Raw genomic sequence first — 10,498 nt, forward strand, 5'->3', positions numbered from 1 at the left:
GCATATGTCCATATATTCTATGAAGCAGTGGGTGAATTGCTATTATTTTTATCATGAAAACTTATGCGTGAAAAATGACTTTTATGATTGGATCAATGATTTAGGGACATAGAAGGTACTTTTTTGGAGAGGAAATAAATGATGGGACGTCTCAAAAAAGGAAGATCGCCCCTTTGAATTCCATTCCTGAAACGCATCTTTCAGGCTTCTGTCTAAACTCAGGGAAATCCGGGTATAAGAAAGGAAATGACCTAAGGCTTTGTCTTCAGGTACTTATCTTACATCCCTGGGGGTAATAATAATGAAATGGAAAGGTAGACAGGGCAGCACGAACGTCGAAGACAAAAGAGGCATGAGTGGAAAAGGCATGGCCGGAATCGGCGGAGGTGTCGGATTGGTAATTGTCTTGATCGTGACGCTCCTTGGCGGTAATCCAAGCGAATTGCTAGGCAGCTTGAATACCACTGAATCGAACAATGGCGGCTCTTATGTCGAAACTGATGAGGAGAAGGAACTTGCACAGTTCGTATCTGTCGTCCTTGCAGAAACGGAGCAGGTCTGGACAGAAGAATTCCGTAAAAATGGGCTGGAATATAAGGAACCGAACCTTGTCCTGTATTCGGGCAGTGTCGAATCGGCATGCGGGATGGCAGCTTCTTCGGTAGGACCATTTTATTGTCCGGGTGACATGAAGCTATATATTGATCTAAGCTTTTATCAAGAGTTAAAGCAAGAATTCCAGGCACCCGGGGATTTCGCCATGGCCTATGTCATTGCCCACGAAGTCGGACATCACGTTCAGACACTTTTAGGGACAACGGAAAAGGAAATGCCCGATCGTTCAAAGGTCAGCGAGACCGAATATAATAGGTTTTCTGTACGTCTTGAATTACAGGCCGATTATTTGGCTGGAGTTTGGGCACATCATGTCCAAGGAGAGAATTTGCTTGAAGCAGGCGATCTTGAGGAGGCCTTGAATGCAGCAAGTGGTGTAGGGGATGACCGTATCCAAGAAAGGGCACAAGGTTACACGGTGCCAGACAGCTTCACGCACGGCACTTCCGAACAGAGGAAACGGTGGTTCACTAAAGGATTTAAATCCGGTGATATGAATGAAGGCAATACTTTTAAAGCGAAAAACCTTTAAAAGTTCTTACCTGTTCGATTGCATAAGAAAAAAAGGGGGATTAGACCCCCTTTTTCTTATGCTCCAAAATCTTCTTAGAAAGCACTGACTCAAACGCGCTCCAGCATTCTGTTTAATGCTAGGATGGCATTATCCGCAATGCTTTTCTCCACTTTTATCGGATTGATGATGATACCTTCTTCAATGGATTCAAGCGCCCATAGCAGGTGAGGCAAATCAATCCGGTTCATTGTAAGACATGGACACATATTCGGATTTAACGAGATGATGTTCTTGTCAGGATTATTGGCGATAAGACGCTTGACAAGGTTCATTTCCGTGCCGATTGCCCAAGAACTGCCTGGTTCGGCTTTTTCGATCATATTGATGATGTACGATGTCGAACCCGCATAATCTGACAGGGCCACTACCTCACGGCGACATTCGGGATGAACGATGATATTCATTTCAGGCTGCTCCGCTCTAAGCGTTTCAATATTCGCCGTAGTGAAATTTTCATGGACTGAACAATGTCCTTTCCAAAGAAGTACCTTCAGATCTTCCAGTTCCCCTTCATAGATCAATTCATCTTTATGCGGATCCCAGACAGCCATTTCATTCAATGGGATCCCCAGGTCAAAGGCAGTGTTCCTCCCAAGATGCTGATCGGGAAGAAATAGGATTCTTTCTTTTTGCGAGAGGGCCCACGAGACCATCCCTTGTGCATTGGAGGACGTCACTGTCGCCCCGCCATTTTTCCCTACAAAAGCTTTGATGGCTGCAGTGGAATTCACATAAGTTAGCGGAAGGATCGTATCGCCAAATAAATCCTGAAGCTTTGTCCATGCCCGTTCCGTTTGTTCAATATCCGCCATATCTGCCATGGAGCAGCCTGCACGCATGTCAGGTAGGATAACCGTCTGCACTTCTTCTGTCAAAATATCGGCTGTTTCAGCCATGAAATGCACGCCACAGAACACGATATAATCCGCTTCACGATTTTGCGCGGAAAGCTGGGCCAATTGAAGTGAATCCCCCGTTGAATCTGAAAATTGAATGACTTCCTCCCGTTGATAATGATGACCTGGAATATAAAGACGGTTCCCCAGTCGTTTCTTAATGTCAAGGACCCGATTCTCCATCTCTCCTTTTGTCATCGTTTTATATTTTTCAGGCAATGCATTTCCTGCTGTTTTAGCCATCTCCAATATATTCATTTCAATATCTCCTCTCGCTCTTTGACCTTTGCGCTAATATCAAGTGCCCTGACACTGTGCGTCAAGCTGCCCAACGAAATATAATCTACCCCTGTTTCCCGATATGAGGCTAGATTGTCTAAATGGATCCCTCCTGAAGCTTCAGTTATGATGTGGGCGGGTACCAATTTAATCAGTTGCTTGATTTCTTCAGGGCTCCGGTTATCGAACATGATGATATCTGCACCGGCTTCCACTGCTTCAAGTACCTGTTGTGGTGATTCCGTTTCCACTTCCACTTTAGTGGTATGTCCCAGTTTGGATTTTACCGTTTGGACCGCTTTCGTTATGGACCCAGCGAAAGAAATATGGTTGTCCTTTATCATGACTGCATCATAAAGACCATATCGGTGATTGAATGCCCCGCCGGAACGGACCGCATATTTTTCAAGCATCCGCAGGCCTGGTGTAGTTTTCCTCGTATCACAAGCTCTCGTCTTCGTCCCCGCCAAAATCATGGCAGCTTTATGAGCCTGTGTCGCAATGCCGGACATACGCTGCACTAAATTCAAAATTACCCGTTCCCCTTTTAAAAGGGAGGCCATATCGCCGGTCATTTTCGCAAGCTGCTGTCCTTTTTCGAAAAATTCGCCATCTTGAACAAAAAGGAAAACCTCGATTTGCTCATCCAACAATGCAAATCCCGTCTTGATGACGTCCCCTCCACTAAAGACCCCGCCTTCTTTTGCGATGAATGTCAAAGTTCCTTGTTCACCTTGATCAAAAATCGTATCACTCGTTACATCGCATTCCCCTATATCTTCCATTAAAAATTGTTGCAGCATCTGCTTAAGCTTCAATATATTCATATAGTCGTCTCCCTTTCACTCGGTTTTTTACATCCGTACAAGCAAGGATAACCGAATTCTCAAGCCATTGGGCGTCATCTTCCTCAGGATAGTCACTGCGGAAATGACCGCCCCTGCTTTCCGTTCTGGTCAATGCGGATTCGGCAATCAGCCAAGCCACGATGATGGCATTGATTTTCGTTATTTCTTGTATCGATAATGCCGTTACTTCCATATGCAGCAATTTTTCGATAGGAAATGTCTCTAGATAAACCTTCAGTCGAGTTAAACCCGCTTCATTTCGAACGATTCCCGCTTCGTTCATTAATTTTTCCCGCAATGTCGTAAGATCGGGTAGAAAGGGAATTTGACTGGAATTCTTGGACTGCTCTTTTACTTCCGGTATCGACCTTGACGGGACTTTAGCAAGGAAACGGCCAAGCGCATTTCCAAAAACCAATCCTTCGAGAAGGGAGTTGCTTGCCAATCGGTTTGCACCATGTACACCAGTGCATGCCACTTCACCAACTGCATACAAAGAGGGTACTGAGGTTTGCCCCGATTCATCCACTTCAATCCCTCCCATTAGAAAATGGTTTCCTGGTGCAACCGGGATTTTCCCCAAATGAAGGTCCAGCCCGCTTTTTTCACATAATGAGCTCACTGTCGGAAAACGATTTTTAAAATCCTTAATCATCGAAATATCCAAAAATACCTTTTCACCGCGCTGCAAATAAGAAAAAATCGTCTGTGCAACAATATGCCTTGGTGCTAGATCTTTCAAGCTATGGACATCCTCCATGATCGGCGCTCCCATTTCCGTCACTAATCTCGCGCCATCCCCGCGAACCGCTTCTGAAACGAGCCCTTTCGCTTTGCCATTCACAAAAAGCAAGGTCGGATGGAATTGTATGAATTCCATATCACGAACTTTTGCACCGGCCTTGAATGCAAGTGCGATTCCATCACCTGAAACCGTTTGTGAATTTGAAGTGAAATGGTATAGGGAACCACAGCCGCCTGTAGCCAAAACCGTCTGTTCCGCATGATAGGCAACAAGTTCCCCTGCCTTATCAAGTGTTTTGACGCCTATGCAAGTATCATCTTGCCCGATGATCAACTCCACTGCAGCAACATTCTCCATCACAGTAATCGATGATTTTTTCAAGCACCCTATAAGATGTTCCATCATGTACTTTCCTGTAGCATCCCCGTGACTGTGGAGGATTCTTCGTTCACTGTGGGCGCCCTCCATGCCAAGCAATAGACTTCCGTCATCATCATGGTCAAATCGCATACCCGAATCAATAATCTCAGCTATAACCGAAGGTGCCTCTTCGACGAGTTTTTCCACTGCCTTCACCTTGTTATATCGCTGACCAGCTGCCAGCGTATCTTTTTTATGAAAGGATACTCGGTCACGATCAGATAATGCAGCGGCAATTCCGCCCTGGGCTAAATAAGAATTACCATGACGGATATTTGATTTTGTGATGAGTATCACATGCTTATGTTCACTTGCTTCCAATGCCGTTTTCAAGGCAGCAATCCCACTGCCTATCACGATGATTTCCGCTTTTACCATTCTTTCATTCCTCCTGTTTATTACAGGTGTCTTGACAACTATATTTACATATTATTAAACTATTATCAAGAGTTTTTTAGATTAAAGGATGGAAGTGATTTCTTGATTTATTTGGATTACGCCGCTACAACTCCGATTGATGAGGAGGCTCTCGACGTATTTAGCCAAGCAGCCCGGAAGTTTTTCGGGAATGCGAGCAGTTTGCATGATATTGGCTCTGAAGCGGGACGTTTATTGGATATGTCACGGCAGCAACTCGCAGAAATGCTGAACATAAAAAAGGAAGGAATCATCTTTACGAGCGGCGGATCGGAAAGCAATATGCTTGCGATCGATACATTCATCGCTTCGAAACCCTCCTGGCAGAACCATTTGATTGTAAGCCGAACTGAACATGCATCTCTTGCAAATTTCGTGGAAAAACTTGAACAAGAAGGATTCGAGGTTACTTATTTACGGCATTGGGAAGATGGCCGGGTTGATATTGAACATCTGCAGGAATGTATGTCGGAGAAAACATGCTTGGTCATTGTCCAGCATGTGAATTCGGAAATCGGGGTCATTCAACCCATTGAGCAAATAAGTGAAATCGTTCGAAAACACGAGGCTTTTTTTCATGTGGATTGTGTCCAATCATTTGCTAAATTACCGCTTGGGCAGATAGCTGCCTCATGTGATGGACTATCCGTTTCCAGTCATAAAGTTTATGGTCCAAAAGGGATTGGGGCCGTCATTTTCCCGGCCATCCATCAGTTGAAGCCTTCGGTACCGAATATCACTCATGAATATGGTTTCAGGCCAGGAACAGTGGATGTCCCCGGAATTGCTTCCTTCGTAACCGCTGCCAAGAAATTGGGGGATATCATGGAAGGTGAACGAAAACGGATTTCCACACTTAGGATACAATTGATCCGACTGCTAACGGAAAGGAAAATCGATTTTCAAATCATCGAAGCAAAAAACGAGCAATTGCCTCACATTCTGGCGCTGACCTTCGCTGGATTGCAAGGACAGTACATCATGTTGGAATTAAACCAGAAAGGATTCGCCGTTTCGACGGGAAGCGCCTGTCAAATCGGTAAACAGGATCCTTCAAAAACGATGATGGCCATTGGGAAAAGCGAAGATGAAGCCCATCAATTCGTCCGCCTTTCCTTTGGCAAAAACACGACGGCCGATGACATTCACAAGTTGGCGGACTGCATCGAAGGAATAGCTGCCATTCGATAAAACCCTCCAATCTGTGTTAAAATGTTTGTAATTAAAGAGGTGAATGTTTATGGAAAGAAAGAAATTACTCGGGGAAGAAAGACGGACGAAACTCTTACATTTATTGCAAACAAGCGCCGAGCCTGTAACGGGCAGCGAGCTTTCGCAGATAACGAATGTAAGCCGGCAGGTTATCGTTGGTGACATAACCCTACTCAAAGCGCGGAATGAACCTATCATCGCCACAAGCCAAGGCTATCTGTACTTACAAACGGGGAGCACGCAAAAGCCGGAAAGGATCATTGCTTGCCAACACGATCCTTCCCGGACCCAAGAAGAGCTATATTTACTTGTGGATATCGGCATCACGGTGAAAGATGTCAAAATCGAGCATCCCGTTTACGGCGACCTAACCGCTTCCATCATGGTCAGCAGCCGGAAGGAAGTCCAGCAATTCCTTTCAAGGGTGACGGCAACGAACGCATCTTTTTTATCGGAACTGACGAGCGGCATCCATCTCCATACACTGAGCGCAGCATCTGAAGAACTGCTCGACGAAGCGGAGTGTGCTTTAAGGGATGCCGGCATTTTAGTCGATTGAATGAACCCAAAATCCTCAAAAGCCATATCTTTTGAGGATTTTTTCATTGGTCATTATGCTCCCCCATCATCGGAATTGCTTTCATTTGAGCAGCCTTCCCCGGAGTTTTCTTCCTGGTTACTTCTCAACTGCCCGATAAGACTGATGACGGAACCGGCTGCCTGAACCCAGCCTCCCGTCGCTTGGATTAATTCCGCATCAGATGGCTTCTCTTCCAAATCAGGATATTAATATTTTTGCAGTTCCTGCTCCTTATCTTGCTCTTCTTCCTTTTGATCCTTTTCTTGGACTTTTTCTAGAACACAATCGGCAATTCCGCCTATCGCTTGCAACAAATTTTCCGCAGCATGGTAGGCCTGCTCCGGTTATCCGTATTTTCGTATGCCTCGCCAAAGCGGTACCTCCGCCATACGCTTGAATACAAATCTTAACGAACACAAAAAATGCCCCGGAAATACTCCCAGGGCACCCTTTTTATTCATTGTATAAGGTTATACCATTCATTCATCGTTGCGGTACACCTGTTTGGACTTTAAAGCATGAATAGCTTCCCATGATCGAAACCGTACATCCTAATGCCTCGAGCTCAGAGATCGCTCCTGGGATGAGGACATCATCAAGGGACATTTCGATGTCGATGATGAAGAAGTAATTGCCCAATCCTGTTTTCATTGGTCTCGATTCAATCTTGGAAAGATTAAGTTTCCTCCAGGAAAAAGCGGAAAGGACTTGGTGCAGCTGCCCTGAGTGGTCAGCAGGCAGCTGAATCATCAAGGTCGTTTTCTTGTCCCCTTCAACGGTCAAATGCCCTTCAAAGTCGACTTCACTGTTGGATACGACGATAAACTTGGTGTGATTATGTTCGTAATCGTGAATATTTTGTTTAACAATCGTCAAACCGTACTCCTCCGCAGCCATATCATTTGCAATCGCAGCAATATTGATATCGGGATTCTCCATCACCATCTTCGCAGCGGCTGCAGTGGATGTGACATACTCATATGGAACACCCCTTAGCTCATTATGTAGAAATTTGCGGCATTGAGCAATGGCATGGGAATGCGAATAAACCATGTCAGGTTTGAAACCAGGATATGCATGATCCGGATGTACCATATAATGCTGTTGGATTGGAATCGTGACTTCGCCTTTCATCGGTAATGTGACTTCATGGACTAAGTAATCCATCGTTATATTTACCGAACCCTCCAAAGCATTCTCGATCGGCACGAGCGCGTGATTCACTTCCCCGTCCCGAACAGCATCAAGGCAGTCCGGAATCGTGTTCATCGGTATTTTTATATCATTAGGAAATAGTCGCGATACAGCTAAATCCGTGAATGTTGCTTTTGGTCCAAGAAATGCGATTTTTGATGTCATATTATAAACTCCTTCTCACGGAAAATCTACTGTTTATGTTATGCCATTTTCTGATTTTTTACAATACTTAATCGTTAATTTCCCCTTACAAAAGAAAACAGCCTGTACATCTGAAATGTACAGGCTGTTTTCATGCGCCGTTACCAATGATTTCGACTTTTTCGACGAACTCCATTTTACGCAGTTTAGTGAGCAGATCATCAATATCCATCGTCATCCCGCCCGTATTAAGGGATAGGGTGACATTTGCACGTCCCTGCAAAGGAATCGTTTGGTGGATGGTCATGATGTTGCAACCGGATGAGGCGACGAGCCGTAAAAGCTCCGATAGAGTACCAGAACGATCTTCGAGATAGAAGAACAGTGTAATCAGCTTTTCCTTAACAACTGTATGAAACGGAAAAACCGTGTCACGGTATTTGTAAAATGCACTCCTGCTTAGGTCCACCCGCTGTACCGCTTCCCAAACTGATTCTGCTTTTCCCCGTTCAATCATTTCTTTTGCATCCAGCGTTTTTTTCATCGCTTCGGGAAGGACATCCTCTCGAACGAGGAAAAATTTCTGATCGGCCTTATTCAAACTCCGCACGCCTCCTTTTGCCTGCCATCATGGTTTACAATCAATCCACAAATTCAAATTCATATTCAAGGATACGCACGATATCGCCATTTGTCGCACCTTTTTGGCGAAGGCCTTCGTCGACTCCGAATGAACGAAGCTGTCTGGCGAAACGACGTACGGACTCTTCACGGGTAAAGTCAGTCATTTTGAATAGACGCTCGACCTTGAATCCTGATACGGCAAAGCTGCCATCGGATTCGCGTTCAATGTTAAATTCATCAGACTGTGATGTATGTTTATAAAGAACCCGATGGATTCCAGTATTCTCTTCTTCATGATCAAGAGGGAACTCAGGCGTTTCTTCGATTTTATCCGCAATTGCATAAAGAAGCTCACGGATCCCTTCACGGGTCACGGCAGAAATCGGGAAGACAGGATAGTCCTCTTCCAGTTTTTCCTTGAAAGCCGCTAGATTATCTGCTGAGTCCGGCATATCCATTTTACTTGCAACAATGATTTGCGGACGTTCAGTCAAGCGCAGGTTATACTCTTCCAACTCTTTATTGATTGTTTGGTAGTCTTCATATGGATCACGGCCTTCAAGACCCGACATATCGATTACATGAATGATTACCCTCGTTCTTTCAATATGGCGCAGGAATTGATGTCCAAGACCCACTCCTTCTGAAGCACCTTCGATCAGACCAGGTAAATCGGCCATGACAAAGCTACGGTGATCTTCCGTTTCCACCATTCCGAGGTTCGGTACGATCGTCGTGAAATGGTATTCGGCAATTTTAGGCCTTGCTGCGGATACGACGGAAAGCAAAGTGGATTTCCCTACACTCGGGAAACCAACCAAACCGACATCAGCCAACAGTTTCAATTCCATGACGATATCGCGTTCCTGGCCCGGTTCGCCATTCTCAGCGATTTCAGGTGCAGGATTGGCAGGTGTGGCAAAGCGGGAATTTCCCCGGCCTCCGCGGCCACCCTTGGCAATGATGGCGCGTTGCCCGTGCTCAACTAAATCAGCAATGACTTCCTTCGTTTTATCATCAATGACAACCGTGCCTGGTGGAACCTTGATGACCATATCCTTTGCAGCCGCACCATGCATGTTTTTGGACATGCCATGTTCTCCGCGAGGTGCCTTAAAGTGACGTTGATAACGGAAATCCATTAATGTACGCAAGCCCTCTTCCACTTCAAAAACGACATTTGCCCCATTACCGCCATCTCCGCCAGCAGGTCCGCCTTTAGGTATGAATTTCTCACGACGATAAGCAACTATCCCGTTACCACCGTCTCCGCCTTTTACATAGACTTTCGTTTGATCGACAAACATGCTATCACTTCCTTGTTTTCTGCAAGTCATTTCTTGCTGTATACTTCTCTAAAAGTTAATATCCATCTTAAAAAATATTTCATCCTCATTACATTCAAGAATTTCAATTGATTGCTCGGCCGTCAATGAACGTTCCAAAAACTCGATCACTGGGGATTGATCAATGAACCTGCCTTGCATATGAAATGAACAGTGCATATCGCTCACTTCTTTTTTACACATGGAAACAGCCAGTATATTTTCAAAAAACGGATCCAGATTCTTATCCAGAATATCAAAGAAATCGTTTGTCCAGCGATACATCAGCCCGTCCATCTCAGTTGAGCCTTCAAAAACATCAATGATTTCATATTCGCAATAAAAGGATCCATTATTCCAATTCGACGTCAACAACATCTCGGTGAACTTAGGTAAATTCAAACTGGAAAGGCGTGCTTCATTCTGGGTTTCAACAATGATTTCATCGATGATGCCCTTGACACGGTCGATTCTGTTCAACTCCAGATTCCCTTTGATGATTTGAATTTTATTCAGCCAGTCATGCCTGGTTTGACGCAGAGTTTCAATAGTCGTCCAATTTTTATCCATTATTAACACCTTCAATTATGATAAAGAAACTTTTTTCGGCTCTATCATGTTGAAT

Annotated in this window: 11 protein-coding genes; 3 read left to right on the forward strand and 8 right to left on the reverse strand. The window is 44.8% G+C overall.

From position 1 onward, the window contains the following. The first annotated feature begins 301 nt into the window (after window positions 1-301). Entirely contained in the window at window positions 302-1,147 is an 846-nt protein-coding gene (gene ypfJ, locus ACFVSH_RS18440; protein ID WP_387707232.1) for a KPN_02809 family neutral zinc metallopeptidase, read from the forward strand. 89 nt (window positions 1,148-1,236) lie between these two features. Here the strand turns inward: ypfJ and nadA are convergent, their stop codons facing one another. From nadA to nadB, 3 genes are read right to left on the reverse strand one after another with little or no spacing between them, the layout of a single operon-like run. Further along, complete coding sequence (gene nadA, locus ACFVSH_RS18445) at window positions 1,237-2,343, reverse strand: quinolinate synthase NadA (protein ID WP_387707234.1); 1,107 nt, start codon at window positions 2,341-2,343, stop codon at window positions 1,237-1,239. After that, window positions 2,340-3,191: a carboxylating nicotinate-nucleotide diphosphorylase gene (gene nadC, locus ACFVSH_RS18450; RefSeq protein WP_387604466.1), complete on the reverse strand. Its 852-nt coding sequence runs from the start codon at window positions 3,189-3,191 to the stop codon at window positions 2,340-2,342. The genes nadA and nadC overlap by 4 nt, the downstream gene beginning before the upstream one ends. Further along, on the reverse strand, window positions 3,172-4,755 hold the full coding sequence (gene nadB / locus ACFVSH_RS18455; protein ID WP_387707236.1) for an L-aspartate oxidase: 1,584 nt from the start codon (window positions 4,753-4,755) through the stop codon (window positions 3,172-3,174). The genes nadC and nadB overlap by 20 nt, the downstream gene beginning before the upstream one ends. Before the next feature lie 102 nt (window positions 4,756-4,857). Here nadB and ACFVSH_RS18460 point away from each other — a divergent pair, with 102 nt between their 5' ends. Together ACFVSH_RS18460 and ACFVSH_RS18465 are read left to right on the forward strand one after the other, a co-directional pair. Next, window positions 4,858-5,985: an IscS subfamily cysteine desulfurase gene (locus tag ACFVSH_RS18460; RefSeq protein WP_387707238.1), complete on the forward strand. Its 1,128-nt coding sequence runs from the start codon at window positions 4,858-4,860 to the stop codon at window positions 5,983-5,985. A gap of 49 nt (window positions 5,986-6,034) precedes the next feature. Further along, entirely contained in the window at window positions 6,035-6,565 is a 531-nt protein-coding gene (locus ACFVSH_RS18465; protein WP_098370081.1) for a transcription repressor NadR, read from the forward strand. 53 nt (window positions 6,566-6,618) lie between these two features. On the opposite strand, the gene ACFVSH_RS18470 is transcribed toward ACFVSH_RS18465, so the two are convergent. The 5 genes from ACFVSH_RS18470 to ACFVSH_RS18490 all read right to left on the reverse strand — a co-directional run bounded on the left by ACFVSH_RS18470 (window position 6,619) and on the right by ACFVSH_RS18490 (window position 10,443). Beyond that, window positions 6,619-6,783, reverse strand: coding sequence for a hypothetical protein (locus ACFVSH_RS18470; RefSeq protein ID WP_387604472.1), 165 nt, complete (start codon window positions 6,781-6,783; stop codon window positions 6,619-6,621). 286 nt (window positions 6,784-7,069) lie between these two features. Continuing rightward, entirely contained in the window at window positions 7,070-7,945 is an 876-nt protein-coding gene (gene pheA / locus ACFVSH_RS18475) for a prephenate dehydratase (protein WP_387604476.1), read from the reverse strand. Between the two features lie 130 nt (window positions 7,946-8,075). Beyond that, the gene (locus ACFVSH_RS18480; protein ID WP_076364968.1) at window positions 8,076-8,525 is read right to left on the reverse strand and encodes an ACT domain-containing protein; all 450 of its coding nucleotides are present in this window, start codon (window positions 8,523-8,525) and stop codon (window positions 8,076-8,078) included. 40 nt (window positions 8,526-8,565) lie between these two features. Continuing rightward, window positions 8,566-9,855 (reverse strand): GTPase ObgE, encoded by a 1,290-nt coding sequence (obgE, locus tag ACFVSH_RS18485; protein ID WP_260285313.1) that lies wholly within the window; start codon window positions 9,853-9,855, stop codon window positions 8,566-8,568. Between the two features lie 48 nt (window positions 9,856-9,903). Continuing rightward, window positions 9,904-10,443 carry a Spo0B domain-containing protein gene (locus ACFVSH_RS18490; protein ID WP_260285314.1) on the reverse strand — a complete coding sequence of 180 codons (540 nt, stop codon included), beginning with the start codon at window positions 10,441-10,443 and terminating at the stop codon, window positions 9,904-9,906. Window positions 10,444-10,498 lie beyond the last annotated feature (55 nt).

The organism is Peribacillus sp. NPDC058002 (assembly GCF_042886655.1).
GTDB classification, from domain to species: Bacteria; Bacillota; Bacilli; order Bacillales; family DSM-1321; genus Peribacillus; species Peribacillus aracenensis.

Coding starts and splice junctions, on each gene's coding strand:
- pheA (WP_387604476.1), bottom strand. CDS start 7,945: ATGACATCAAAAATCGCATTTCTTGGACCAAAAGCAACATTCACGGAT.
- nadB (WP_387707236.1), bottom strand. CDS start 4,755: ATGGTAAAAGCGGAAATCATCGTGATAGGCAGTGGGATTGCTGCCTTG.
- obgE (WP_260285313.1), bottom strand. CDS start 9,855: ATGTTTGTCGATCAAACGAAAGTCTATGTAAAAGGCGGAGACGGTGGT.
- ACFVSH_RS18465 (WP_098370081.1), top strand. CDS start 6,035: ATGGAAAGAAAGAAATTACTCGGGGAAGAAAGACGGACGAAACTCTTA.
- nadA (WP_387707234.1), bottom strand. CDS start 2,343: ATGAATATATTGGAGATGGCTAAAACAGCAGGAAATGCATTGCCTGAA.
- ACFVSH_RS18490 (WP_260285314.1), bottom strand. CDS start 10,443: ATGGATAAAAATTGGACGACTATTGAAACTCTGCGTCAAACCAGGCAT.
- ypfJ (WP_387707232.1), top strand. CDS start 302: ATGAAATGGAAAGGTAGACAGGGCAGCACGAACGTCGAAGACAAAAGA.
- nadC (WP_387604466.1), bottom strand. CDS start 3,191: ATGAATATATTGAAGCTTAAGCAGATGCTGCAACAATTTTTAATGGAA.